Genomic DNA, 26,956 nt, shown 5'->3' on the forward strand with positions numbered 1-26,956 from the left:
GCCTCCTCGGAATGCCGGAAATAACAATACGGCACGCCCAGGCGCCCTATCTCCCCGAGCATCGCATCGACCTCGCGGGAGGGCTTTTTACGCGTGTGACGGATATATACGCAGGCGACCTGTGTGGGGTACTTGCGGACCGCCTGCATGTACAGGAAGGGGTCCTGCTGGGTGTCGTCGCCGAGCAGGATAAAATGGTGGTCCGGGTAATAGCGGAAGATTTCCTGGATTTTCAGGAGCTTGTGCCCGTGGTTGCCGCCGCCGGTGCGGAAGAGCTCGGTGAAGCGGGTCTTGAGCGCGCCCATGAGGTATATCCCGCGGGGGACCTGGTAGTTCCGCGAAAAGGCACGGATAAAGGGATAGAGGTTCCATTCGCTGCTGGAGACGAAGGAGAACAGACAGGAGCCCTTGCGGCTGTTGGCGTCGTAGAGTTGCTGGTAGTGGGAAACGACGCCGTCGAAGGGCTTGCGCTCGCTGGGCTGGTGCATGATCAGCAGGCGGAACTTTTTCCACCAGTTGAGGGAATGGGAGATGAGGAGCGTATCGTCGATGTCGCTGATGATGTCGTAGGAGTTGAGCGCGGGTCTCAGGACGCGGCCCTGGGCCGCTGGGGCCTCATAACCGCCGCCAGGGGTGAGGCGGACGTCGACGGCAGTCCACCCATAGGGGACGGAAGGCTCCATGGCCAGGTCGAAACGGTAGTAGCCCTTGGCGTCAGTGGTGGTCTCCGCCAGCACCGCGCCCATACAGAGCTGGACACGGACGCCCGCCAGGCCCTTGACACGGAAGAGCTTCCAGAGCACGCGCAGGTTGGCGAAAAAATTATCGGAATAGGGATACCAATGGCGCAGGTTTTGCCTGAAGACGTGGCCGAACACCACCATCCCGGTGTGATTGGCGTACCCGGGATAAACGACGATAGTGGGGATAGCGGCTTTTCGCATGGATGATTAATTTAACGAAATTTGGGCACGCCGGTTTATGAACAACACAGAAAAAATATTATTCGTCGTCAACCCCGTCTCGGGCGGCAAGGACAAGGGGCTTTTCTGGACGAGCCTGGAACAGGCCAGGGCCGTCCAGCCCTTCGACTACCTGTCCTATAACACGACGGGGACCCATGACGTACAAGAATTGCGCCACCTGTTGGGAACGCAACCGTTTACGCGGGTGGTCGCGGTGGGGGGAGACGGGACGGTGAAGATGGTGGCGGAGCAGCTCGTGCACCAGCCCATCGCCCTGGGGATCATTCCCCTGGGCTCTGCCAACGGACTGGCCCGGGAGCTGGGGCTGCCCACGCATCCGCGGGACGCGCTGCGCGTCGCCCTGGGAACGCATATCACGCAGATCGATACCATCCATCTCCAGGGGTTCGGGTTGTGCATCCACCTGTGCGACCTGGGCCTGAACGCGTCCCTCGTGGAGCAATACGCGCGGGAAGGCTTCCGGGGGATGTGGGGGTACGGGCGGTTGTTCTTCAAGACGGTGCTCCACCGGAACCGTTTTCGCATCTATGTCCGCGGGGGCGACCAGAAGCTCAACAAAAGCGTGTATATGCTGATGCTGGCCAACGCGCGGATGTTCGGTACCGGGGCCATCGTCAACCCTACCGGCTCGCTGACGGACGGGCGTTTCGAAGTGATCATGATGAAGGACTTCCGGTGGTGGGACCTGCCCCGGCTTTTTTTACCCCACCGCAAACAGCACCTGGAACGGGAGGAGGTCGTTTCTGTCCAGTCGGTTACGATCGCCTGTAATAGGCGCGTGCACTTCCAGGTGGACGGGGAGTACAAGGGGAAGGTAAACCGGCTGAAGGCCGCCATTTTACCGCGGTCGCTGCGGGTGCTGACACCGGAACGCTAATCGGTCCGCGCCCGCCCGCGCATAATGCAATTTTAACAGTGACCCCATCGTTGTAAGGCAACCAAAAAGTATATTTGTAACATGCAACAGGCTCCCGATACGGCAAAGAATACAAAAGCGCTGGTGGCGACCCTGGTCTGGCATGGCGCCTTGCTCCTTTTCCTGATATTCGTGGGGTTTAAGATACCCCAGGCCCCGCCACCGCCCCAGGACCTGGGGATCGAGGTGAACCTGGGTAACAGCGACCAGGGTTCCGGTACCGAACAACCGCTCGCCCCCGGTGATCCCGCGCCGGAGGTCAAGACGCATTCCGCGCCGGTAAGGGCCCAGGCTCCGCCGAGCGCGCAGCCCAACATAGAGACCAACGATAACAACAACGACGAAGAGACCGCGGTGAATAAGCCCAAAAAGGCCAAACCCACCCCCAAGCCGGTCATACGGGAAACGGCGCCCAAAGTAGCCTCTGTCCCCAAAGCCGTGGTGAACCCCACGCCCGCCCCACCGAAGCCCAAGGCCATCTTCAAAGTGCCCGGCGCCCAGGGCCCCGGCGGGAACAACCAGGACGCCTTTAACAAGAGCCAGAACGAAGGCATCGCCGGTGGTCACGGCGACCAGGGCAACCCTAACGGCGACCCCAACTCGAAGAACTATACCGGGAACGGGGGAACGGGTCATTCGGGCGCGGCCATCGTGCGCGGGTTGGTGGGAAGGAGTTTTTCCATGCCCTCTTTCCAACGCGATTTCAAGGAGAATGCCAAGATAGCCGTAGACCTCAAGGTGGACCGCAACGGACATGTGATCAGCGTTTCGTACCAACCCAGGGGATCGACCGCCAGCAACGGCAGCCAATATGCCGACCTGGCGCTGGAACTCGCGCGGGAATTGAAGTTCAACCAGGGAAATGCAGACGAGCAAACAGGAACCATCATCTTTAGTTTCAGAGTTACACAATAGAACCGTTATTTTGCCTCACCAATGAACTATCTGGAAACCGTCGACTATCTGTTCACCCGCCTGCCTATGTTTAGCCGTGTCGGCGCGGCGGCCTACAAAGCAGACCTGAGCAATACCGTAGCCCTTTGCGAGGTACTCGAAAATCCCGAGCTGCGGTTCAAGTCCATCCACATCGCCGGCACCAACGGCAAGGGCTCAGTCAGCCATATGCTGGCCGCCATCCTGCAATCCGCCGGTTACCATACGGGCCTCTACACCTCCCCGCACCTCCACGACTTCCGGGAGCGCATCAAGGTGGACGGAAAGGAGATCGATGAAGACTTCGTCGTCGACTTCGTCTCGCATATCCAGCCGCACATCGACAAGATCGATCCCTCGTTCTTCGAGATCACCGTGGCCATGGCCTTCGACTACTTCGCCAACCAGGAGGTGGACATCGCCGTGATCGAGACCGGGCTGGGCGGACGTCTGGACTCTACCAACGTGATCACCCCGGAGCTGGCCATCATCACCAATATCGGGTACGACCATATGCACCTCCTGGGCGATACCCTGGAAAAGATCGCCACTGAAAAAGCCGGTATCATCAAACGCGACATACCCGTGGTGATCGGCGAGTTCCGGGAAGCCACCGGCCCCCTGTTCAACCGGAAGGCCCGGGAAAAGAAGGCGCCCATTTCCTTCGCGGACCGTGAACGGGTGGCGACCAACTGGGATTTCGAGGGTCACGACATGAAGGTGGAAGTCACGATCCGGCACACCGACATCAAGGACTTCTATACGCTGGACCTCACCGGTCTTTACCAAACCAAGAACCTCGTCACCGTACTCCAGGCGGTCCACCAGCTGCGCGAAAGGGGTTGGAAGATATCCGACGCCGCGCTCCGGGAAGGTCTTGCCAAAACCAGGACGCTCACCGGTCTGCACGGACGCTGGGAGCACGTCCACGAGCACCCGTCGGTCATCCTCGACGTTGCCCACAACGAAGACGGCATACGGGAACTGGTCCGCCAGCTCGAAGTCACCACGTTCCACCAGCTCCATGTCATCATGGGTATGGTTAAGGATAAAGACGTACGTTCCGTCCTGGAAATATTACCCAGGGACGCCCACTATTATTTTACGCAGGCGCCGATACCCCGGGCGCTAGCGGCCGAAGACCTGTGGGCCGCCGCGGAGGAGGCCGGTCTTTCCGGGCAGTCCTATCCGGACGTGAACACAGCCCTGAAGGAAGCCCTGGGTCGCGCGCACAAAGACGACCTCGTCCTGGTGTGCGGGAGTGTTTTTGTGGTGGGGGAAGTGGACAAGTCTAAATTTTAGCTAATTATTGGGGAAGCCGCTATTCGCGGCTTCCGGTACAATTCCGCTTCAGGTCGTCCGCGGCCTGGGACACGCCATGGCGGAGCGCTGCCTGGAAATCGACGCAGGCGTCCGGGATATGACCCGTCGCCATGTGGAGGAGCGCCCTGTTATACAGCGCGGGCGCATACGTCGAATCCAGCCCGATGGCCGCGGTGAAATCCCGTATGGCGCTTTCCTTTTTGTCCAAAGCCTTTAGCGCCATACCGCGGTTGTAATAAAAATCCGGGTTCAGCGACGTGAGCGCAATCGCCCGCCCGAAATCCCGCGCGGCCTTTTTGAAATCCTTGTCGTGCATCTCCAGGGTGCCCCGGTTGTTAAAGGCTTCCCCAAAGTCGGGGTCCAATTCGATGGCTTTGTTGTAGTTCTTCAGGGCTTCCTTGGCGTCGCCGTCGCATTCCTGCTCCAGCGCGCCGATCTCGAGGTAGCCCCTGGCGTACCCAGGGTTCCAGCGGAGGAGCTTGCGGTATGTTATTAACGCGTGCTCGCAGTCGCCCCTGGCCTCCTGCAGGATGGCCATGTTCATGTACCCTTCCAGGTAGGAAGGTTGCGCATCCACGGCATTCTGGAAGTCCGCCAGCGCGCCCGCGGTGTCCAGTTGGCCAAGCCGTGCCCGGCCCCGGTTGTTGAACGCTTCCGGCATACCGGGATTTACCTTGACGGCGGCCGTGAAGTCGTTGATGGCGTCCTGATACAGCCGTTCCGCGAGCTCGGCGTTGGCGCGGTTAAAAAAATACACGTCGCGGTTGCCCCTGCTCAGGTCCAGACAATGGCCGTAGTCTTCGACGGCCTTCTCGTATTCACCTTGCAGGAAGTACGACATGCCCCGGTTGTTGTAGGCGTCGATATAGCGCACAAAAAGGGAGATGGCCTTGCTGAAATCCTGGATGGCCATGTTGAGGTTCCCCATCGCCTTTAGCGTCAGTCCCCGGAGGTTGTAGGCCTCCGCCCACTCCGGGTTGGACGCGACGGCCTTGTCGAGTGTCTGGAGCGCCATGGCATAAGCCCTGTTCCGGTACAGGTAGGCGGCCTGCCCGAGCATATCGTTTTGCTGGGCTGAGAGGTCGCGGGCGAAAAACAACAAGGTGAACAGGAACCCGTATTTTTTCCAGGTTGGCATCAGCCTAAAGATACTTAAAGGTCCCCTAAATACCGGAAGGCGTAAAAGAAACAAACCGTATGCAGCGCCTGGGCCAGCCGGTTTCCCAGGACCATTTCCCGGACCTCGTCCAGCGGCTGGAGGATGATCTCGATCTCTTCGTTGGGGTCGAGGTGCTGCCCCTGGACCTTTTTGCCCCCGGTCGCCAGGAACAGCCAGGTATAGTTGTCCAACAGACCGGGGTTGGCCGCGATCCTGCCGAGGGGAACGATGTCCTGGAAGGCGTAGCCGGTCTCTTCGAGCAGCTCCCTGCGGGCGGCGGTGGCGGGGTCCTCTCCCGGATCGATAAAGCCGCCGGGTATCTCAAGGATGCTTTCGGCGATGGGGTGACGGTACTGCCGGATCATCACCGCTTCCCGGTCTTCGGTCAACGCGACGACGCACACCGAGGGCGGCAGCTCCACCACGTAGTACTCGGGGACGATCACGCCGTCCGGACGACGGCAACGGTCGCGGCGGGCGGTGAAATATTGGTGGCGGCTGATGTAGGTGCTGTCGAGCACCTCCCAGCGCAGGGGGTCTTGGGTCATGTTACCAGCCTTTTGTTTCTATGAGGGTGGTGATGTGCGCTACGTGGTGCCGCCCATGCCAGGCGTACATACCCAATAGCGTCCAGAGGCTCAGGTGCTTGCCCGTTTCGGGATGGACCACTTCGCGGTCCCACCGTTCCCCCTGGATGCTCTCCAGCACCGCCACCCATCGCGCGTGCAGGGCATGGAGCAGTGTCAGGGAAAGGTTGATCGGGAGGGCCGTATCCGCCAGCTGCGCCCAGGACTTTTCCTCATATGGCTTGATGGTGGGCGTTTCCTCCGTCAACCCCAGTTTAAACCGGGTGTATGCGTTGATGTGGCTGTCGGCCACGTGGTGCACCACCTGCTGCACCGTCCAGCCACCTTCGCGGTAGGGGGTTTTTAACTGGGATTCGTCGAGCCGCGAAACCGTATTCTCCAGGAGGGCGGGCAGGAAACGGATGTCCGCTGTCCAGGCCTCCCGGAGCTTGTCGGAATAAGGCTGCGGCTCGTATTTGCCGATGGGGTAACGCGGGTCGCTCATAGCTATTGTTTCGCCTGGGGCGTATCGGGCATCGGTTTGATGACGGGTGCGGGCGGCGCCGGGGGCACGATCTCCAGCAGGTCCACTTCGAAGATCAGTGTGCTGCCTCCGGGTATGTCGTTCCCCGCGCCACGGTCGCCGTAGGCCAGGTCGGAAGGAATATAGAATTTATAGGAAGACCCGACGGGCATCAGCTTGACACCCTCGGTCCAGCCCTTGATGACGCGGTTCAGCGGGAAGGTGGCGGGCCCGCCATGGTCCGCGGAAGCGTCGAATTTCTTACCGCTGAGGAGATAGCCGGTATAGTTGACCTTTACGATGCTCGTGTCCGTCGGCACCGGTCCCGTTCCGCGACGGATGACTTCATACTGGAGGCCGTCCTGGAGCTCCATCACCCCGGGGCGTTTTTTGTTCTCGGCGAGGAACTTCTTGCCTTCCTCCTTGATGGCGTCGGATTTTTGCGCCATGAATTCCTGGAGTCGCTGTTGTATCGTCATAACTGCTTGTTCATCGGTGAGGACGGGTGCCTTATCCCCGAAAATGTCCGCGCATGCCTTGTCCAGCATGGCGTAGTTCAGCTTGTCGACGCCTTGCTTCTTGAAATAGGTAGCCACGTTGATGCCGATGGCATAACTCAGGGAGTCGGTCCCGGTCTTGAGTGCAGCGGGAGCGGTTGCGGCCGGCTTTTTCGCGGCGGTGGTTGGTTTTGTTGCGGGTTTCTTGACTTGTGCAAATGCGCCCGTTCCTATGGCAAGAAGGGCTAGGGAAAGCAGAGACGACGATTTGTGCATATGTATGGTTTATGTGTCCCGGAGATGTTTACCCGTCATGCGGATAAAAACATCCTCGAGGTTGGCTTTTTTAACTTCCCTTTCCCGTTCAAAACCCGAGGCCACGAGGTGATCGATCAGACCGTCCGGGGTATCCAGGGCGATGATGGCCCCGGAGTCGATGATGGCGACGCGATCGCACAACAGCTCGGCTTCGTCCATATAATGGGTGGTCAGGATAACGGTGGTGCCCTTGGCGCGGATTTCCCGGATCAGGTCCCAAAGGTTCCGACGAGCCTGGGGATCGAGACCGGTGGTCGGTTCGTCCAGGAAAACGATCCTTGGATCGTTGATGAGCGTGGTCGCGATCGAAAAGCGTTGCTTCTGGCCGCCGCTCAGTTGTTTATAGAGCGCCCTCGCCTTGTCGCGGAGGTTCACCGAGTCCAGCAGCCGGAGCGGATCGACCGATCGGTTGTACAGGCCGGCGAACAGGTTGATCAGCTGCGTAAGGTTCAATCCAGGGTAATAGCCGGACGTCTGAAGCTGGACGCCGATGATCTTCTTGATCTCGTTCGGGGAACGGTCCAGGTCGAGCCCGTCCACGATGACCGAACCGTCGGTCTTATCCCGCAGCGTCTCGATGATCTCCAGGGTCGTGGATTTGCCGGCGCCGTTCGGTCCCAGCAGACCGAATATCTCCCCCTTCCGCACGTCAAAGCTGATGCCTTTGACGGCTTCGAAGGTTCCATAGCGTTTGACCAGGTTGCGCACCTGGATGATGGGGGGCGGCTGCTCCATGGGCGGCAAATTACGTTACCCGCGGTTATTGGCCAAATCACCCGCTGGGAGCCCCAGGCCGGCGCCTATGGCTGCTGGTGCGCGAAGAGCTGCGTGAAATATATCTGCCCGTCGGCGGAGGTGGCGGTGGCGATCCCCGTGAGGTTATAGTCGCCCAGCATGTTCTTACGGTGGCCGGGACTGTGTATCCACCCATCCACGACCTGCCGGGCATTCATCTTGCCCATGGCAACGTTCTCCGCAAAGGCGTTGATGTGGCCCAGCTTGGCCGCGATGTATTTAAAACGGATATCGAAGTTGTCGTGCCCGAAGGGGACGGTGCCCTTGGCCATGGCCGTACTGTGGATACCGGCGGTCTCCACCATGTCCGCGTTCATAGTGAGCGCGGGTTTGCCGTTGTCGGCGCGGAACTCGTTGACGTACTTCAGGATTTCCTGATTGAAGGGCAACGCCGCGGGCGCGGGTGTGCCGGCGGGCGCGGGTGTGCGGGCGGGCGCGGGCCGGAAAGAAAACATCACTAGACCAAGCGTGAGAAGAACGATCTGTCGCATAGCATGGGTTTTACGGGGCATAAATATATGACTTCAAAACGACCCCGGGGTTTACCGCGTCAGCATCCCCGTGAGCGTCTCCATCATCGACCTGCTGCCCAGGAATAACGGCGAACGCTGGTGGAGCCCGGTGGGCGGGACCTCGAGGATACGGCGGACGCCGTCGGTCGCCAGCCCTCCCGCGACCTCCATGAGGAAGGCCATGGGGTTGCATTCGTAGAGGAGACGGAGCTTCCCCTGGGGTTTGGCCACCGTACCGGGGTAAAGGAAAACCCCACCCTTGATCAGGTTCCGGTGGATGTCGGCCACCATGCTCCCGACATAACGCTGGGTATAGTTCTTTTGCTGCTGACAGTGTTCGATGTAGTCCCGTACGCGTGGGTTGAAGGCGTAGTAGTTGCCGTGGTTGACCGAATAGATGGTCCCGTCGGGGGGGCACTGCATCCTGCGGTGGCTGAGACAGAACTCGCCGATCGAGGGGTCGAGCGTAAAACCGTTGACGCCCCTGCGGGTACCATAGACGAGCATGGTGCTCGAGCCATAGATCACATACCCGGCGGCCACGATCCGCACGCCGGGCTGAAGGAAGTCCTGGAGCGTACACGGGGTGCCGAGCGGGGTGACGCGGCGGCAGATCGAAAAGATCGAACCGATGGAGGTATTGACGTCGATGTTGGAGCTCCCGTCCAGCGGGTCCATGAGCACGACGTACTTGGACCGGTTGGACACCTCGTCGTCAAAAACGACGATGTCGTCGTTTTCTTCACTGGCTACGCCGGCGCAGTAGATGCCGTTCCGGAGCACGCTGATCAGCTGGTTGTCGGCGAAAAGGTCCAGCTTCTTGACGTCCTCGCCCTGGACGTTGACCGAGCCCGCGTCGCCCAAAATGTCGTCCACCAACCCCGCCTTGTTGACTTCCACGTTGATCCGTTTTGCGGCCAGGCCGATATCCCGGAGCAGTCCGGAGAGTTCGCCGGTGGCGGCGGGAAATTGTCTCAGCTCCTGGATCGTGAACTCGTCCAGGGTCAGTACTCTACGATGGGTTTGCATGCTACTAGCGACCGTTTGTTTGTATGAAATGATGTCAAAAATAACGAGTTTTGCCCCCCTATGCAAGTATACAAGTTTGGCGGCGCCTCGGTCAGCAGCATCGACCGGATCCAACAGGCAGCTGCCATCCTCTCCGTCCGACAAGGTCAACCGCTGGTCGTGGTCATTTCTGCCATGGGCAAGACCACCAACGAGCTGGAAAAAGTCGCCGAGGCCTTTTACCGTGGCGCACGGGCGGAAGCCCTGGATCTTTTCGATTCGATCAAGCAAAAACACCTCGGGACCTTCGCCGCCCTCATCCCCGGCGGCAACGGACAGGAGGCGCTGGTCGACCTCTTCACCGAGGTAGAATGGCTGCTCCACGACCGGCCGGTCCGGGAGTTCGACTACTACTACGACCAGATCGTCTGCATCGGCGAGCTCCTGTCGACGACCATCCTCCACCATTACCTGGCCCACGCCGGCATCCCCAATACCTGGGTCGACGTACGCGATATCCTCCGGACCGACGCCACCTTCCGGGACGCGGTGGTGGACCTCGACTATGCCGCCACCGAGGCCGCCCTGCGTTTGACACCCCTGTTGGCGGAAGGCCGGACGATCCTCCTCCAGGGCTTTATCGGGTCCACTTCGGAAAACGAAAGCACGACGCTTGGCCGGGAAGGCAGCGACTATACCGCCGCGATCTTCTCCAACCTCCTCGACGCCGAATCGCTCACGATCTGGAAGGATGTGGAAGGCGTGATGAACGCCGATCCCAAACTCTTCCCCGAAGCCCGCGTCATCCCCGAGCTCAACTACGCGGAGGTGATCGAAATGGCGTATTACGGCGCCCAGGTCATCCACCCCAAGACGATCAAACCGCTCCAGAACAAACACATCCCGATGTATGTGCGGTGTTTCCTGGACCCTGCCCTGCCCGGTACCCTCATACACGACCGACCCGTTCGCGACCTGCCGCCCATCATCGTCCTGAAGCGCAGCCAGGTGCTCCTGCACCTCCAATCGCGCGACTTTTCGTTCATCGGCGGACAAACGCGGTTGCTCTACACCCTGCTCGAAACCGCGCACATACAACCCAACCTCGTCCAGCACGGCGCGATCACGGTCCAGCTGTGCGTCGACGACAAGGGCGACCGCACCGCCCGGCTCACCGAAGCCGCCGCGGCCCACTTCGACGTATCCGCGGAAAAAGGGCTGACACTGCTTACGATCCGGCACTTCGACACCGACCTGCTAAAGGCGCTGACCGCCGGCGGGACGCAATTGCTCCTGCAAGAGACACCCGAAACGGTGCAAGTACTGCTGCGTCAACAATAAAAAAGCCGCTACCATGCGAACAATTGTCTATTTGACACTTTTAGCGCTCGCCACGTCGGGCGCCTCGGCTCAGGCGGTCACGCCGGGCGCAAGCGCGCCAACCGCGCTTTTCGCGCCCGGCGACACGCCCCGGCTCGTCTCCCGCCAGTTCGCCTTTACAGAAGGCGCTTCGGTGGACCGGAAAGGGAACGTCTTTTTCACCGACCAGCCCAATAACCGCATCTGGAAGTACGACCTCGACGGACGGCTCAGCCTTTTTATGGACAGCGCCGGCCGCTCCAACGGCATGTACTTCGACCGCCACGGCAACCTCGTTACCTGCGCTGACGAGATCGACGAGCTCTGGTCGATCAGCCCCCGCAAAAAAGTGACCGTCCTGCTCCACGACCTCCATGGCCTCCGGCTCAACGGGCCCAACGACCTTTGGATCGACGCCCGGGGCGGTATATACTTTACCGACCCTTACTATCAGCGCGACTATTGGAACCGGTCGCGGCCCGACCTGGACGCGCAGTCCGTGTACTATCTGGCGCCCGGCGCCACTCAACCCGTCGTCGTCGACAGCACCCTGCGCAAACCCAATGGGATCGTCGGTACCCCGGACGGCCGTTTGCTCTACGTAGCCGACATCGCCGCCGGCAAGACCTACCGCTACGCCATCCAGCCCGACGGCAGCCTGGGCGACCGGAAGTTGTTCGTGTCCATGGGTTCGGATGGGATGACCCTGGACGAGCAGGGCAACGTATACCTCACCGGAAAGGGCGTTTTTGTCTTCAACCCCGCGGGCGTGCAAGTCGCGCACATCCCCGTGCCGGAAGACTGGACCGCCAACCTTTGTTTCGGCGGCCGCGGCAAACGGACCCTCTTTATCACCGCGTCGAAGGGGGTGTATGTCCTGCCGATGAACGTCGCGGGCGTGGAGTAGCCCCCGCGCATCACGTCGCCGCGGCGTGCCCAAAAACTGTATCTTGGCCCCATGGAAGAAATGGAAGTCCCCACAGAACACCTGCACGAAGCCATTGAAGAAGGCGTCGAAGAGGCCCTGGAAAAACAGGAGAAACAAAGCTCCATGTACATCGCCATCTCCACCGCGCTCATGGCCGTCTTTGCCGCCCTGGCGAGCCTGCTGGCGGGTCACCACTCCGATGAGGCGCTGATCGAGCAGATCAAGGCCTCCGACCAGTGGGCGTATTACCAGGCAAAAGGCATCAAGGCGGAGATAAGGTCGCTCGCTCCCGCAGGCGCCGCCACCGACAGCGCCATCGCGCACTATAAACAGGACCAGGCGGAAAGCCAGACAAAGGCCCGGGAGTTCGAGGACGCGTCGCACCTCCACATAGAAAAACACTCCACGCTCGCCCGCGCGGTTACGCTTTTCCAGATCGCCATCGCCATTTCCGCGATCGCCATCCTGACCAGGCGACGGCCGCTCTGGTGGATCAGTATCGCGGTATCGGCGGCGGGCTTGTTTTTCTTCGTAACCGGCTTAATCTAGACGGTACGCCGCCACGGTCCATCCCCAGAACGACGGCACGAACACGATCCTGTGCTGCGGGTCGTATCCTATATCCGCCGTATTCCTCTTGAGCAGGTGCGTATCCAGCAATAGCTCCACTCGACCGTCGGCGTAAACATAGTATACATACCCGTTCCACGCGGTCGCCAGGAAGTCCCCGCCCGTTAGCGGCTCCAGCCCGTCGCCCCCGTGATCCAGGAGGGCGACCTGCGTTTGCTTGCGGTCGGGGCCGACTTTCAGGAAGCGCGTCCCCGACAGCACATAGAGGTCCTTACCGATCGCCTTTAGCCCATTGGCGCCGGTCATACCGGTGAGCCAGGTCGTGACGGTCCCGTCGGGTCCGATGCGGTGCACCTTGGCGGTGCGGGTATCGGAGACGTACACGATACCGTTATCGTCCACGGTTATATCGTTGAGCATACCGGCGCCTTCCACGGGGATCGTCCGGACGACCTTCCCGCTGGGGATGTCGATCACGGCCACGTCCGTCAGGTCGGCGGCGTACAGGGTGTTTTTGTAACGCCCCAGCCCCTTGGGGGAATTGAGACCGGTGACCCAGTGCAGGTCGATGATCCTGCCGTCGGTCCCGATTTTGGCCACGCCCCCGTTGCCGTCGAAGGCGCTGGCATCCCCCCTGCCGATTTCGGAAACATAGAGTATGCCTTTGGAAAGGTCGGGCAGGACGGATTCGGGCGTCATCACGACCGTATCGGTCTCCCATAGCTTTTGCAGGTGGTGGGCGCCGGGTCTGGCCTTGTCCGCCGGATCGTTGACGCCCGGCACCTGGGATTTGATCCAGGCAACCCAGGCTTCGGCGCCTTCCGTGTTCTGGAACCCGGGGGAAAGGTTGTGGTTGTCGATGTATTCGTTATATATCCAGGGATCGCCCACGGCAAAGACGACGCCCTTGCCATAGCGGGACGTGGCGGCGATAACCGTGTCGCCATGCAGGATGGCGGGTCGCGCGGGGCTTTGAAGACCGAGGCTGCTGACGTCCTTCATGTAGAGCAGCAGCGGCGTTTTGAAAATCGAATCACCGCCTGGCAGGGTGATCTTTCCCGGTTCATGGTCCTTCCCGATGACGTGATTGACACAGTCCTCGTTAAAGTGGATGCCGAACGCCCCGGCCAGGGTGTTGAAGTGCCCGAATTCCGCGTTACCCTTGTCGTTGCCCATCAGCACCAGGATACCGCCCGCCTTTACCCAGTTCCTGAGCGCCTCCACGTCCGCGGGGGACACGTAGTTCGGGTTCGGGCTTTCGGCCTTTGTGTCGGGGTCTACGATGATGTATACTGACGACAGCCGGAGATTTTCCGAGGTGGGCGCCACCGTTAGTTCGTTAAGGGTAAACCCCTGCCGCGTGAAAACGTCCCCCAGTTTGGAAAAACCGCTGTTGGCCTTGTCCTCCCAGGTGTAGTGGTAGCGGACGCTGTCGCCGTTGTTGTCTTTGTGCCACTCGTTGTTGAAGTAGCAGTCCAGGGTCACGAGCTGGGCGGAGGCGCCGCCGAAGAAGCCCCCCGCCAGGAGGAAGGCCGCGAAAAATTTATAGCTCATTGACTTACTTTGATTTTGATCACCAGTTTCTTGTCCTCCATCGTTCCGGGCACCGTGATACCCGGGCGATGGACGTCGCGCGGGAAGAACAGGAAAAAGACACCGGGCTCGGCCGTGTAAAATATGCCGGTAGCGTTATAGTGGGCGTTATCGCTTTTATCGGTAAAGGGTTCGGTGACCGTCGCCTTGCCTATCGATGCCACGCCGATCTTTTCCTTTCCGGTTATTACATAATGCAGGTCGATGTATTGCCGGTGGGACTCCCATTTGACGCTATCCATCGGCTTGGTGTGGCCCTGGCTTATCATGGCATAGGCGTTGTCCCCGTCGATGGGATATTTCCCCGGGGCCAGATGCTCCAGGTCTTGCGTCCGTAAAAACGTAAAGACCTTGTTCCAAAGTGCCGGGTTGCGGTGATATTGCAGGGTGAAATCGACGGGGTTCACTGAACCGTGCGGCTTTTGTGTCAACCCATTTTTCCATTCTCCTTTTGCCACCCAAGCCCTGGCGCGTTTGACGGTCCAGGCGGAGGCGGCGGTGTCCCCGGCGGGAGAGGCGACCTGTGCGGCAGCCCCCATGGACGCGGCGGAAAATACAGCTATAAGTAAGAACAGACGCATATCTTGTAAAATTTCATTTGCTAAGGTCACATTAAAACGCCCCCTGGACGGTTAACCGCACCACGCTGGCCACCGTATCCGGGGCCGCGGCAGGCAGGTGGACCAACAGCCCATCCGTGCCGGGTTCGGTATTCAGCGGCGTACCGCCGGCCAGCAACCGGGCCGCGACCACATGTCCTTTCACGCCCGGGACCAACAGGTTACCGTCCGCGGGCCAGTCGAATACCGAAAGGTACAACAACGTATGGTCTCCTTCGGTTTTTTGGGTGCACCTTCCCCAGGGAAGCGGGCCAAGCGGGCTGGCTTTTGTCCCGTATATCGCTTCCCCGTTCACTTTCATCCAGGCGCCCATCGCCTTCAGGATGTCGATGCTGCCCTGTGGGAACTCTCCCTCGGGCGTAGGGCCGACATTCAGCAGATAATTCCCCCCTTTGGAAGCGATGTCCACCAGGTTCCGGATCAGCGTCGAGGAGGATTTCCAATGAGTATCCGAAGGCTTGTAGCCCCAGGTCCCGTTCATCGTCATACAGGTTTCCCAATCCTTCCCGTCGAGCTCGCCGGGGTTGGGTATCTTTTGTTCCGGCGTTTTGAAGTCACCCGGGTAGTCGGGACGTTCCAGCCGGTCGTTGGTGATGATATTGGGCTGCAATGCCAGCAGGTCGTGGATCTTCCGGGCGTATTCGTCGGTCATCCCCGTCGGCGTATCCCACCAAAGGACCGCCACGTCGCCATAGTTGGTGAGCAGCTCACGCACCTGCGGGACGGCCACCTGGTCGATGTAATCGGCCATGGAGCGGGTCGTCTGCGCCGGGTCCCAATGTCCTCCGTGGGTCTGTGTATAGGCGTCGATCCTGGCCGAGTCGGGATTGGCCCAGCCTTCGGAGGTCGCTTTCCGGGACGCGGCGCCCCCGGCGTTATTCCAGTCCTGGGCCTGCGAATAATAGAACCCCAGTTTGACCCCGTATTTGCGGCAAGCCGCTGCCAGGGGCTTCAGGACGTCTTTACCGTAAGGGGTGGCGTCCACGATGTTCCACCCGCTCGAGGCGGTCTTGAACATCGCGAACCCGTCGTGGTGTTTTGCGGTGATGACGATGTACTTCATCCCCGCGTCGCGGGCCATGCGGACCCAGGCATCGGGATCGTATTTGACGGGATTGAATTGTTTCGCGTATTGTTGATAGGCCGCCACCGGAATCTTCCCCCGGTTCATGATCCATTCGCCGGCATGGCCGATGGGGTGGCCGTCATATACGCCGCCCGGGACGGAGTAAACGCCCCAATGGATGAAAAGACCGAAGCGGGCTTCCCGCCACCAGGCCATTTTGCTCGCTGTCTGCGCGCGCGTGGCGCTATCCGTGCCCTGGGCGCGCGTCATGGAAGCAACAACGATCATGGCAAAAGCAATCGACGGCATTTTCCGCATACGGGTGGCTTTACGTGCGCCTAAATTTATCGATTGAACCGCGCAACCGTCTTTTTATTTACGACAACGTTTTCGGTCACAGCGTCCGGTCGTCCGCGCGGTCAATCTGCACGTCCTTTACGTGTTGGACACGCTCCACGCCGATGTCCGTGACGTGCTTCAGCACCAGGCAGGGCGCGTCCGTGGCTTTTTGCACCTGGATGTGATGCATATCGATGCCCTCCACGTCTTCAATATAGAAGGGCGGACGGTGGTCTTCGGTGGCATAGCTCAGCTCGATGTCGTGCAGGTGCACGTCTTTGGCATGACGGATAAAGAACCCATAGGAAGGAAGGATGCCGAACCTGCCGGGCTCGGGGTAGTCTTTTTCAAAACCGGGTACTACCCGGGTTGCCATTTCCTTCGTACCACCGCCCTTGAAATGCAGGTGGATATCGCTCAGGTGAAGGCCCTCGATGGGATGTCCCGCGTCGCCGCTGATAATACAGGACTGGGGGAAGTCGGCATTGTATACCACGAGGTTGCTGATGGCGATCCTCCGGCAAACGCCCACCGCAATCGTATCGGGTCCGCGCATCCGTTCCCCTAACCGGATAAATAGGGGTATATCGACGTCGCGCATGGTGATATTGGTGATGGCCACGTCCTCCAGCTGCGCGCCGTCGACCGTTTCGAGCGCGAGCCCATGGCAATAGTCGAAGACGCAATTGGAAATAGCGATGTTTTTAAAACCGCCATTCGATTCGGTCCCCAGTTTTATACGGCCCGTGGGGATGTCTACGTGGTCCTTCCGGATGGTCCTTTTAAAGGTTCCGTCCAGCAGAGTCCCTACGTCATACCCGCTCAGCTGACAACCGGTGATCGTCACGTTCTCGGTCGACCTGGCCAAACCCAACCCGAACGAGCTCTTCAGACATATGCCGTCATCGAATGGCGAGTTGACATAGCAGTCCGAGACACGCACATTCTTACAGCAATCGATGTCCATCCCGTCCCGATCGGTATCGATTTTCAGGTTGCGGATCGAGAGATTGTCCACGCCCGTCGCCAGGATGCCGAAGTGCCCCGCCTTTAGGATCGATATATCCTGGATGGTGACGTTTCGGCACCATTTGAGCGCAATGGTCTTATTCCCTATCCCTGGCGGCGTTTTGCCCGTGGCGTCCCGGATAAGACCCCTGCCCCATATCATACCCTGTCCCAGTATCGAAATATCGTGCAGACCTTCGCCCCATATAAGGCTGTTTTTCCAATGATTGTGCCCGAAATCCTGGTAGGCGTCGTAGGCCGTATTGGGTTCCGGGGCGTCGTATCCCGCGCCCTCCGCGCCGATCAGGATGGCTCCCTGGTCCAGGTATAAGGACACATTGCTTTTCAGGTGGACGGTAAAGGAAAGGTATTTGCCCGCCGGGAAAAAAACCGTCCCTCCCCCGGCCTCCGAGGCTGCGGCAATAGCCTTGTCGATGGCGGCGGTTTCCAGCGTCGCGCCGTCGCCTTTGGCGCCGTAGTCGCGGATGTTGTAGATGCCGGGGGGCTTGGCCAGCGCCGGTATGGTCGCCAGGCACAGCAGGAGCAGGATGGTCGTTCGGGTCATATCGATCGGGTGTGGGTTCCTTAAAGATACGTTTCCACGCCCAATGATCGCGCCGGGATTTACGGCGCCGGGATGTACGGCGCCGGCCTCACACTCCGGCCTCAGGCCCCGGCCATGTACTCCTCGATGATTTTCCGGAAAGATTCCTCTTTGAAGGGTTTGGGAACGACGGTATTGATCCCCGCCTTCCGGTACGTTTCCCAGTCGTCGCCCCACATTCCGGCGGTCAGCGCTACCACGGGCGTGCTGGCTTTTCGGGCGTCGGTATCGCGCCGGATCAGCGCGCACAACTCCAGACCCGTCAACCGGGGCATGTTGATGTCGGTCACGACCAGGCCGTATTCCCCGTCCTGGAACAACTGTGCCGCAGCCTCCCCGTCCGCGGCCACGTCAAAGGCGCAATGGAGGTTTTCGAGGAGGTGGGAGATGAGCATTACGTTGAGCTCGTTGTCTTCGACGAGGAGTATCTTCCCGGTCACCGGCGTTATCGGGGCGACGGGCGCCACCGCTTTCTGGTCTCCCGACGAGAGGTCCTGCGCCGCGATCACGAATGGGATCCTTACGGTAAAGAACGCTCCCTCCCCGGGGACGCTGTCTACGCGGATCGTGCCGCCCTGCAGCTCCGCCAGCATCCGCGATACCGGCAGCCCCAACCCGGTCCCCTCGCCGCCCTGGCCTTTGACCTGCGCGAATTCCTCGAAGATACGGGCCTGTTCGTCTTTGGGGATACCCGGACCCGTGTCCTTTACGGTAACGGTCACCCAAACGCGCGTCTTTCCCTGCGGCTTGACCTCCATGCGCACGGTTACGCGCCCCTGGCTGGTGAACTTGACCGCGTTGCCCACGAGGTTATAGAGTATTTGCTTGAAACGGTGCTTGTCCCCCATTACCGGCTCGGTGGCCTCCGTAGAAGATTCGAATGCAATACCCTTCTTCCTGGCCTGGAGGTTGTACACGAACATCACCTCCTGGACGGCTTCCGCCACGTCGAAGGGCGCATGGACCAGCTCCAGCTTGCCCGCCTCCAGACTGGAAAAGTCGAGGATATCGTTGACGACGTGGAGCAGGTGATCGGAAGACGTCTTGATGGCCCGCAGGTAGGAAGAGTCCCGGCCTTCCTTCAATGCCTGCTCGGTGAAACCCATGATGCCCGTCAGCGGCGACCGGATCTCGTGGCTGACGCTGCTGAAAAAACGGCTTTTCAGGTGTACCACCTTCTCGGCGTTCACCTTGGCGTCGAGGATCGCCTTCTCATAGGCGTTGGTGCGGTAGGTATTGTACGCCAGCAGACCGATCAGCACCAGGAGGGTCAGGATCGAAAACCAGCGGATATACACGATCGACGCCCTTGCCGAACGGTACTCCGCCCACATCCCGGCCCGCTCGGTCTGTCCCCGTGCTTCCGCTTGCCGAAGCATCTCGCCGATCTCCGACTCGACGCCCGACACGATGGCGAGGTTGGTTTCCGCCAATGCCCGCTCCTTGTCGCGGAGCGCCTGTTGGATTGCCAGCTGGTTGCCCATCGAGTGCGAATACAGTTGCATGAGTTGTTCAGACAGGCGGTTGGTTTCCGTGACCTGTTGGGTGCTATCCTTGGAGCCCTTGCCTTGATGGCCGCCCCGGAGGTATTCGTGTTGTACGCGAACATTTTCCTTATTGGAGAAAAGCGCGCCCAGCCGTTCAAAGAAATTCTTATGGCGCCGCACGACCAGCCTGTCGCGGACCGTGTCCGTCGCCTGCGCCATGTAGCGGTCGAGGAGCGTCTTGTCGACTTGTCTCAGGACGAGACGGGTAGACCCTGGCACGGTATCCGAAGGCATGCCCGACAGCACCACCGAATCCGAAAACCGTTTCAGGAGCGCGATGTCCTTTCTAAGATCGCCCGCCCGCTCCACGTTCTCCAGGGTCGTGCGCGCGAACCCGGTGTCAGAAAGCGCCTGAAGCGCCCCGATAGCCGTGTCCATCTGATCCAAAAAACGAAGCCGGTAGACGGTGTCCCCGGAGTTGATAAAGATCCTGTAGTAATCCTCCGCCTTATCGAGGGCGGCGTCTCCCTGCCGGAGCAGGCTGACGCCCCGGTCCCCTTCGGAAAAATATTGGGTGGAGCGCTGCAATACATCTATCGTCCTGAGATTCAGGTAGCTGAGCGACAAGAAAGTAAGCAATACGAGCAGACAAATGCTGATGACGATCAGAGAGGTCCGCGATAGATGTCGAGGTTTGCCAAACATAGCCGGTGCGCGAAGGTAAGTGGATAATTTTCCCCCGGTTTTTACTATTTCTTCGATAAGTTGTAAAAAATCGGCATACTTTTTTCCTTTATCCCCGCGTTAATTCTTACACTATGAACATCAACACCGAAAACACCCAGACACCCCTACAGAATCTGTTTTTCTATATCCGTGACCTGTACAATGCCCGGCAGGACTGTCTCGACTTCCTGGAGGAGCCCGGCGACCCAAAGGTTTCCGGGACAAACTTCTGGTCGTTTGGCGATCTCCTGGCGCTCGCGCAGGGTTGCTCCCGCAAACAGCTGCCCGAGTTCGACATGGGACTGGAAGGACCACAATCGGACTACCTGTTAAAGGTGCGGCGCGTGCCGCTACCCCCGAAGCCCGTGCCCGATACCACGCTGGAAGAAGACCCGGACGTACAGGCGCGGCGCCGCAAAGAATACGAGCAGGCTATCCGCGAGTACCAGAAGAAATACGCGCTACAGCTGGAGATCAACGCCTGCTACGACGCGCTCCATGCGCTCTACTACGAGCTGCGGGGCCGCGCGGGCAAACGGCTGCACTTATCCCTGGGCCTGGTTTCGGGGGAGATCGGCGGGAAGACCTACCGCAACTTCCTGTTTCACGTGCCCCTCCGGCTCCGGCTGCGCAGCCACGAGATCCGGATCGAGACCGACACGTTCGCCTACAAGATTTTTTGCGAGCAATATTTTACGGAGCTGCTCGACGCGCACTTCCAGCGTGAGTCGCCCTACGTGGTAGAAGAGCGCAAACGCGAAGTGCTCATCGCGGTGGACCGCTTCAATGCGCGTACGCTGGAGTGGAGCTTCAATCCGGAGTATATCCGGACGGAATTCTTCGAGCGCGGATGGGACATCCTATCCGTTTTCCCCGAGAAGGTATCGGCGTTCTTCGCAGCGGACGACGCCCTCGACTACGCCTTCCACGGCGAAACGCCCGCGCGCATCACCTTCAGTTTTTCACCGGTGTTGCAAACGCGCATGGTCGCCGATCAGCTGGCGGTTTCCAAGGACGCCTCGTCCATCATCCGCAACCTCAACGAGCTCCAGGCTGTGGGTGGCCTCGACCGCGTACCCGATTTTTTCAAAAAATTATTTGCCCTCCCGCAGGAGCACATCAGCCTGGCCAGCCTGAAGGAACAAAGCGAGCCGCGCTTCCTGTTCCCCCTCCCCTATAACCAGGAGCAGTTCGAGATCGCCCGCCGGTTGTACAGCCAGGACGCGGTGACCGTAAAGGGACCTCCCGGGACGGGGAAGAGCCATACGATCGCCAACCTGATCGCGCACTTCGTCTCGGAGGGCAAGTCCATCCTGGTAGTATCTCACAACGCCAAGGCCCTGAGCGTGCTGAAGGACAAGCTGCCCAAGGGTATACAGGATCTCGCGGTGTCGCTGGTGAACGACGGGAAGGGCAACGAGGGGCTGAAGGCCTCGGTGAGCGCCATCATCCGTCACATATCGCAGACCTACGAGGAAAGCCGGATCGAAAGCCTCGAGGGTCAGCTGTCCGCCATGGAGCATAAGTACGCCCTCCTGTTGAGCGACATGTACCGGGTGGTCCAAGCGAACGGCGAACGGCTGGCGCTGCCCAATCCGCAGAACGGTCTGCCGGACGACCGGAGCGCGTATGAATGGGCCGTGTACCTCAACGGCGAACCGGCCTGGGAGCCTGTGCTGCTAAAGGATCCCCTGGACTTCAAGACCGATACCGGGGGCATTGCCGAGCGGCTGCAAACCATGACTGTGATCGCCAACCAGTTCCAGCCCGGCGACTTCGACCTCATCCACTACCACTTCCTGCAGGACCATGCTTTTCCGGAGGTACAGCAGCTCCGGCGCATAGAGGTGCGGCTGGAGGAGATCAACGCGGCCATCCAGCTGGCCGACTATACCCGCGTCAACCCGGCCGTGGCGGACGAGACCTTCCTGCAGGACTACCAGCAGCTCAACGAACGCTGGACCGCGCTGGGCAAGACCGCCTTTGCGATGGACCTGTACCGGCACAAGGACTTCAACCGCGAAGGTCTTTACCGGTTGTTGCAGGACAACGCCCCGCTGCGCCAGCAGGTGGCGGCGGCGGAAGAGCGTCTGCTGCCCTACGACCTCGACCTAACGCCCCTGCACGGGATCGACCCCGACATCCTTTACCGGCAGATCAACCAGCTCATCGTCAGGTTCGGCGACCATCAGCAACTGGGATGGATGAGCCGGAACCTGCTGGACAAACAGCTCCGGATCTTCTTTGCGTGCCGGGTGAACTATATCGCCGTTTCGGACCTCGATCAATTCCGGCTGATCGAAACCGCGATCAACCGCGACCGTTGTCTCAAACAGCTCCAGATCACTTGCCAGAATTATCTGCGCCGATTCGGTCTGATGGCCGGCGATAGCCTCGAGGTGCTGAAGGAGCTGGACCTGCTCACAGGTTTTGTCGACGCCCTGGCCGAATTCAACCGAGCCCTCCGCGAGCGCGACCTTCCGCTGCTCGAGCCGAGGGATGCCGATTTCCCCCGCCAGCAGCAATACGTCGGCGGTCTGCGGGAATACGCAGAGTACCGGAAGATCCGGGCTTTCCTGGAGGAAACCCGGGAGCGGCTCATCAACCATGAACAGGCCCACCCCCTCATATTCAACATCGCCCGCGCCCTCGAATATGTCAACCGGGGCAATTACGAGCTGTACCTGTCGCAATACCGCGACAAACGCCAGCGCCAACCCGCGGCCATCCGTTTTGACCAGCTGTACAAGGAGGTGGGACGCGTCCTGCCGCACACCGTGCTCTTCATCAAAGACCGGAGCGGTGCGGGGGTCAAGCTGTTTCCGACGGTCGAAGACCTGGAAAAGGATTTGTTTTTCGCCCGGTTGCAGAGCTTTATGGACCACGTCCTTTCCCGTACGAAGGGCGCTTCCGGGCTGCTCCAGGAGCTGCAATCGGTCAAACGCGGCATGGAGCGTCAGACCGCGGAGCTGATCTCCTACAAGGCCTGGTTCAACAAGTCCGGGAGCGTCAGCGACCTCCAGAAGGCCGCCCTGAACGCGTGGCTCAACGACCTGATCAACATCGGCAAAGGCTTTGGCAAGAATACCGCGCGCAATATGGCCAGCGCCATCCAGAACATGCAGATTGCCAAAGAAGCAGTCCCCATTTGGATCATGCCCCTGGAAACGGCGATCAGCTTCTTCCCCGAGGCCGCCCCCGGCCAGTTCGACCTGCTCATCATCGATGAAGCCAGCCAGTGCGACATCAGCAGCCTGAACCTGGTCTTCCGTTGCAAAAAATGTCTGATCGTGGGAGACGAAAACCAGACATCCGTTGCGGCCGACCGGCGTTGGTTCACCATCGCGCGCACCAACGAGCTCATGGACAAATACCTTATTTCCCACCAGTTCAAGACACAGTTCGACGTCAACAACAAGAACAACAGCATCTACACCCTGAGCGGGGTGATCTATCCCAACATCGTCACCCTGACCGAGCACTTCCGCTGTCTCCCCGAGATCATCGGGTTCTCGGGAGAACACATCTACAACCGCGAAATCGTACCCCTCAAGACGGCCACCGAGAAACCTTTCGGCGAGCCCATCGGCCTGGTGCGCACCGGGGACGACCCCGCGTCCGAGGAAAAGCCCCTGATCGTCCGGGCGGTGGCGGAAACGATCGAGGACTATATACGCCGTTACAAGGAAGGCGACCTCAAACGCCTGCCCACCATCGGCATCATCACCCTGGACAGCTCCAACCAGGCCCACCACCACGCGCTCTTGCGGGAGATCGCGGCGGGCGAGCTCATCAAGGATTATGAGGACCAGCTGGAGCTGCTCATCGGCACGTCCCGGGAATTCCAGGGGGACGAGCGGGACGTGATGCTGATGACCATTACGGCGTCGCACACCGTCCGTAAAGAGGGCGAGAACTATTCCTTCCGTCCGCCCCGCGCCGCCACGACGGAGGAGTATATGCGGATATTCAACGTCGCTTCCAGCCGCGCCAAGGAGCGGTCGGTGCTCTTCCACAGCATCCACCCCGACGCCGTGGCGCTGATGAACCCGGAATGCTACCGCAAAAAACTGATCGACTACTACCAGCTCCACGCTGCCCGTTTCTCCGAGCCCGCGGTCGTCACCGCCAGCCTCCCCGACCTGCTGGAGCAAGTCGATACATACGGGGGCGACTTCCAGGCCAGCGTTTGCCGGTTCCTGTTCGAACAGGGTCTGGGGGACTATCTGCATCCTCAACTGGAGGTTGGAAAATACCGGATCGACTTCGGCCTGATCGCGGCCAACCGCAAGCTGGCCATCGAGTGCGACGGCGACCGGCACGCCGCCGACCTGGACCGCGTACGCGAGGATATCGCGCGCCAGCTGATCCTGGAAAGGGCCGGGTGGCAGTTCTTCCGGATACAGAGCACCGACTGGTACTACCGGCGCGAGATCGTCGTGCAGGCACTGCTGGCGTGGATCAGGGAGAACGTGCCTGCTACCGTCGCTATCTAGTCTTTGTCCTTCCGCTGCGACTTTGGCGACACCGCCCATTTCGGGTAGGGCTTGTTCCCCATCGCCGCGAACCACAGGATATGGTTCAGGAGGTCGTCGTCACCGCCGTCGATGTGCGCGAACTGGGGCGACGCGGACAGCTGCGCATAGCGTTTAGCCTTCCCCGTTAGCGTGGCCACCGCGGGATTCATCTTGTCCAGCGGCACGCGGTTGGGCAGCCAGCGGTAAGCGGTGAGGTCCGGGGCGGCCGTATCGAAACAGTCCGTCATCGGCACCGCCGTCGCGTCGAGCATGTTCATGGGCGGGATACCCAGGATTTGCTCGACCGTGCGCAGCAGCGAAACCTGGTTGTAGTTGGTATGGATGGTTTTGTGCAGGCGTGAGTAAGGGCTTACGATAAACCCGGTGGTGCGGTAGGCCGACACATGGTCCCAGCCCGCCTGGGAGTCGTCCTCGGTGACGAAGATGGCGGTGGAGTCCCAGAACCGGCTTTGCGATACCGCGTCGATGATCCGGCCAAGGGCAAGGTCGTTGTCCGCCACCATGGCTTCAGGGGTGGGCACGTTGGGGCTGGTGCCGTCGGTGTGGTCGCACGGGAGCGCCAGGATCATCAGCTGGGGCCACTGGTCGCCCGGCATTTTCTCATAGTCGCGCAATTCCTGTATAAAAGCGTTGGCGCGGAACTGGTCGGAGATCGGCGGTCCGTCGAAACCGGGATACAAGGTATCCAGGATGGGACGTACCCGCGAAATGGTCGTCGTATTGAAGAACGATAGCGGCTGGTCCCTGGCCAGCAGTCCGTAGATGTCGAGCCAGTTCTGCGAACCGTTGACAAAGACCGTGGTCGCCTCGCCATAGATCCGCACGCTCTTTCCGTGGTCGAGGGCGTCGTTCCATATAAACCCTTCCTTGTCATAGGCCATCGCGTCGGTCTGGACGTGCGGATAGCTGCGGAACCAGGCGCGGACGTTCTTCTCGATATAGTCGTCGACCATGCCCTGGTCGGTCCACTGGTGACCCTCGGCGGAACACTTCCCGGAAGCATAGTAGTTGTCGAGCAGCAAAAAGTTGCGGGCGATCTTGTGCTGGTTGGGCGTAACGGTGTCCCCGTACATACAAAGAGCGCCGCTGCCATTCCCCTCGGGCATGTCGCCGAGCACCTGGTCGTAGGTCCGGTTTTCCTTGATGATATAGATGACGTGTTTGAAGAGCGAGGGCTCGCCGATCCTTTCTGGGACCGGTACGGGCCGAACGCCCGTCCTCGGCGGCAGCCGCGTCAGGGCGGTACGGAAAACGAAGTTGTTCGCCTTTGCCCAGCTCGTATACGATCGCAGCTGCCGGTCGTTCGGGATCGGTATGACGGACAGCGTAGCCTGCTGGTGGTGGGTGTTATAGGCCTTGTGCGCGTTCGGTACGCTCGCGCCTTCGCCCTCCAGGTTGCATACATACAGGTAGCCGTTGCTAACGACCAGGCCGGCGGGGTAGGCCTCGGTGGGTATAAAGCCCCTGACCTTCCTGTCCGCCAGGGAAACCACCGCTACGGCGTTATCCATACCCGCCGATACATACAGCGTCTTTCCATCCGGGTCGATCGCCAGCCCGTCCGGCGAATCGCCGATAAAGGCGTCATCCCCCGCCAACCGGATGGCGATGGAGTCGGTAGCCACGTCACTAGCGGTGCTGATCAGCGTCACGTCGTCGCTGTTGCCGTTGGATACAAACACCGTTTGACCGTCCGGCGACGCCAGGATGGCGTTGGGGTGCAGCCCCACCGGGATTTCTTTTACGGGCGTGCCGTCTTTGGCATTGAAAACGGACACCGATCCCTCGGCCGTCGCCCCGGTGCGCGGATCGATAAACACTTTGCCGTAGGGGATACCGGCGGTTTCCCTGGGCGTCCCTTCGGGAGGCACCGGACCCGCCCAGTTGCTGACGTATACCTTTCCCTGAGCCAGCACGAGCCCGAAGGGGGCCATCCCTGTTGGCACTTCCCAAACCTGCGACCGGTCGCTCCAGCGGAGCTTCCGCAAACGGCTGTTGCCGTTCAATACGATATAGACGTAAAGTTGCCCGTCCTCCGTGCTCACTGCAATGTCGTTGGGCAGCGCCAGCGGTGACGGGTCTTCGGGCAGGAAGGCGTAGTACGACACGATCCGCGCGGTATCCCCTTCGCAGAGGGCGTCCATCAGGTAGCTTTTCCCTCCGCCCGCGGCGCTCCAGAGGACGTGGACCTGCCCATCCCCATCGGTATAGGTTTTGATCCCCGAATACGTACTCATGCTACGGCCGAAGTCTTTTCCGAAGTCCAGGTGATACACCAGCTTGTTGTCCGGCACCTTTACAAACGCGACCCCATACCGGTCTTCCACCGCCAGGACGTTCCCGCCCGGCAGGAGCACCGCATCGAGACTGTGGTTTTCCAGGGCGTCATTGCCAAACTTCAGTATCGTCCCCGCGGGGTTGATCAGCCGGTTATACGGCAACAGGACGGCGCCCTTCCCTGGCTCGAGGGTCGAGGTGTCGTAGGGGCGAAGGTATGTAGAGGGGTTTTGGGCGGCGGCCGTCGCAGCGGCTGCCAGGAAGATCATCAGAAGGGTTTGGCGCATGCGGGAAGATTTCCGCGC

At 60.1% G+C, this 26,956-nt stretch carries 21 protein-coding genes; 7 read left to right on the forward strand and 14 right to left on the reverse strand.

From position 1 onward, the window contains the following. Positions 1–944, reverse strand: a 944-nt coding sequence (locus tag VL547_RS04540; protein WP_325575662.1) for a phosphatase domain-containing protein, incomplete at its 3' end; no start/stop codon positions are given. A gap of 37 nt (positions 945–981) precedes the next feature. Between VL547_RS04540 and VL547_RS04545 the strand changes: the two genes are divergently transcribed. From VL547_RS04545 to VL547_RS04555, 3 genes are all read left to right on the forward strand, one after another. Continuing rightward, entirely contained in the window at positions 982–1,863 is an 882-nt protein-coding gene (locus VL547_RS04545; protein WP_325575664.1) for a diacylglycerol/lipid kinase family protein, read from the forward strand. A gap of 81 nt (positions 1,864–1,944) precedes the next feature. Beyond that, the gene (locus VL547_RS04550) at positions 1,945–2,817 is read left to right on the forward strand and encodes a hypothetical protein (protein WP_325575666.1); all 873 of its coding nucleotides are present in this window, start codon (positions 1,945–1,947) and stop codon (positions 2,815–2,817) included. 21 nt (positions 2,818–2,838) lie between these two features. Next, a complete protein-coding gene (locus tag VL547_RS04555; protein ID WP_325575668.1) occupies positions 2,839–4,137 on the forward strand; it encodes a folylpolyglutamate synthase/dihydrofolate synthase family protein in 1,299 nt (432 codons plus the stop codon). 19 nt (positions 4,138–4,156) lie between these two features. On the opposite strand, the gene VL547_RS04560 is transcribed toward VL547_RS04555, so the two are convergent. The 7 genes from VL547_RS04560 to fbp form a co-directional block, all read right to left on the reverse strand. Beyond that, a complete protein-coding gene (locus VL547_RS04560) occupies positions 4,157–5,296 on the reverse strand; it encodes a tetratricopeptide repeat protein (protein WP_325575670.1) in 1,140 nt (379 codons plus the stop codon). Between the two features lie 14 nt (positions 5,297–5,310). Beyond that, positions 5,311–5,865 carry an NUDIX hydrolase gene (locus VL547_RS04565; RefSeq protein WP_325575672.1) on the reverse strand — a complete coding sequence of 185 codons (555 nt, stop codon included), beginning with the start codon at positions 5,863–5,865 and terminating at the stop codon, positions 5,311–5,313. A 1-nt stretch (position 5,866) separates the two neighbouring features. Continuing rightward, a complete protein-coding gene (locus VL547_RS04570) occupies positions 5,867–6,388 on the reverse strand; it encodes a YfiT family bacillithiol transferase (protein ID WP_325575674.1) in 522 nt (173 codons plus the stop codon). Positions 6,389–6,390: 2 nt separating this feature from the next. After that, positions 6,391–7,179, reverse strand: coding sequence for an FKBP-type peptidyl-prolyl cis-trans isomerase (locus tag VL547_RS04575; protein WP_325575676.1), 789 nt, complete (start codon positions 7,177–7,179; stop codon positions 6,391–6,393). Positions 7,180–7,188: 9 nt separating this feature from the next. Beyond that, a complete protein-coding gene (locus VL547_RS04580; RefSeq protein WP_325575678.1) occupies positions 7,189–7,956 on the reverse strand; it encodes an ABC transporter ATP-binding protein in 768 nt (255 codons plus the stop codon). A 65-nt stretch (positions 7,957–8,021) separates the two neighbouring features. Next, positions 8,022–8,507: a CAP domain-containing protein gene (locus VL547_RS04585; RefSeq protein WP_325575680.1), complete on the reverse strand. Its 486-nt coding sequence runs from the start codon at positions 8,505–8,507 to the stop codon at positions 8,022–8,024. Positions 8,508–8,558: 51 nt separating this feature from the next. Beyond that, positions 8,559–9,557 carry a class 1 fructose-bisphosphatase gene (gene fbp, locus VL547_RS04590; protein ID WP_325575682.1) on the reverse strand — a complete coding sequence of 333 codons (999 nt, stop codon included), beginning with the start codon at positions 9,555–9,557 and terminating at the stop codon, positions 8,559–8,561. 60 nt (positions 9,558–9,617) lie between these two features. Here fbp and VL547_RS04595 point away from each other — a divergent pair, with 60 nt between their 5' ends. Genes VL547_RS04595 through VL547_RS04605 form a run of 3 tightly spaced genes read left to right on the forward strand, consistent with a single transcriptional unit; the run spans position 9,618 to position 12,372 of the window. Then, positions 9,618–10,877 (forward strand): aspartate kinase, encoded by a 1,260-nt coding sequence (locus tag VL547_RS04595; RefSeq protein ID WP_325575684.1) that lies wholly within the window; start codon positions 9,618–9,620, stop codon positions 10,875–10,877. A 13-nt stretch (positions 10,878–10,890) separates the two neighbouring features. Next, positions 10,891–11,802, forward strand: coding sequence for an SMP-30/gluconolactonase/LRE family protein (locus VL547_RS04600; protein WP_325575686.1), 912 nt, complete (start codon positions 10,891–10,893; stop codon positions 11,800–11,802). A gap of 51 nt (positions 11,803–11,853) precedes the next feature. Next, the gene (locus VL547_RS04605; protein WP_325575688.1) at positions 11,854–12,372 is read left to right on the forward strand and encodes a DUF4337 domain-containing protein; all 519 of its coding nucleotides are present in this window, start codon (positions 11,854–11,856) and stop codon (positions 12,370–12,372) included. Here the strand turns inward: VL547_RS04605 and VL547_RS04610 are convergent. The 5 genes from VL547_RS04610 to VL547_RS04630 form a co-directional block, all read right to left on the reverse strand. Beyond that, the gene (locus VL547_RS04610) at positions 12,364–13,947 is read right to left on the reverse strand and encodes a hypothetical protein (RefSeq protein WP_325575690.1); all 1,584 of its coding nucleotides are present in this window, start codon (positions 13,945–13,947) and stop codon (positions 12,364–12,366) included. The genes VL547_RS04605 and VL547_RS04610 overlap by 9 nt on opposite strands. Then, complete coding sequence (locus VL547_RS04615; protein WP_325575692.1) at positions 13,944–14,567, reverse strand: YhcH/YjgK/YiaL family protein; 624 nt, start codon at positions 14,565–14,567, stop codon at positions 13,944–13,946. The genes VL547_RS04610 and VL547_RS04615 overlap by 4 nt, the downstream gene beginning before the upstream one ends. A gap of 31 nt (positions 14,568–14,598) precedes the next feature. Continuing rightward, positions 14,599–15,990 carry an alpha-L-fucosidase gene (locus VL547_RS04620; RefSeq protein WP_325575694.1) on the reverse strand — a complete coding sequence of 464 codons (1,392 nt, stop codon included), beginning with the start codon at positions 15,988–15,990 and terminating at the stop codon, positions 14,599–14,601. 76 nt (positions 15,991–16,066) lie between these two features. Next, the gene (locus VL547_RS04625) at positions 16,067–17,584 is read right to left on the reverse strand and encodes a rhamnogalacturonidase (RefSeq protein ID WP_325575696.1); all 1,518 of its coding nucleotides are present in this window, start codon (positions 17,582–17,584) and stop codon (positions 16,067–16,069) included. Positions 17,585–17,685: 101 nt separating this feature from the next. Continuing rightward, positions 17,686–19,815: an ATP-binding protein gene (locus tag VL547_RS04630; RefSeq protein WP_325575698.1), complete on the reverse strand. Its 2,130-nt coding sequence runs from the start codon at positions 19,813–19,815 to the stop codon at positions 17,686–17,688. 113 nt (positions 19,816–19,928) lie between these two features. Here VL547_RS04630 and VL547_RS04635 point away from each other — a divergent pair, with 113 nt between their 5' ends. Then, on the forward strand, positions 19,929–24,332 hold the full coding sequence (locus VL547_RS04635; RefSeq protein WP_325575701.1) for an AAA domain-containing protein: 4,404 nt from the start codon (positions 19,929–19,931) through the stop codon (positions 24,330–24,332). Here VL547_RS04635 and VL547_RS04640 read toward each other — a convergent pair. Continuing rightward, positions 24,329–26,938: an alkaline phosphatase family protein gene (locus VL547_RS04640; RefSeq protein WP_325575703.1), complete on the reverse strand. Its 2,610-nt coding sequence runs from the start codon at positions 26,936–26,938 to the stop codon at positions 24,329–24,331. The two genes, VL547_RS04635 and VL547_RS04640, sit on opposite strands and share 4 nt — an antisense overlap. Positions 26,939–26,956: the final 18 nt, after the last annotated feature.

The sequence above is a fragment of the Dinghuibacter sp. genome, from assembly GCF_035492835.1.
Classification (GTDB): Bacteria; Bacteroidota; Bacteroidia; order Chitinophagales; family Chitinophagaceae; genus Dinghuibacter.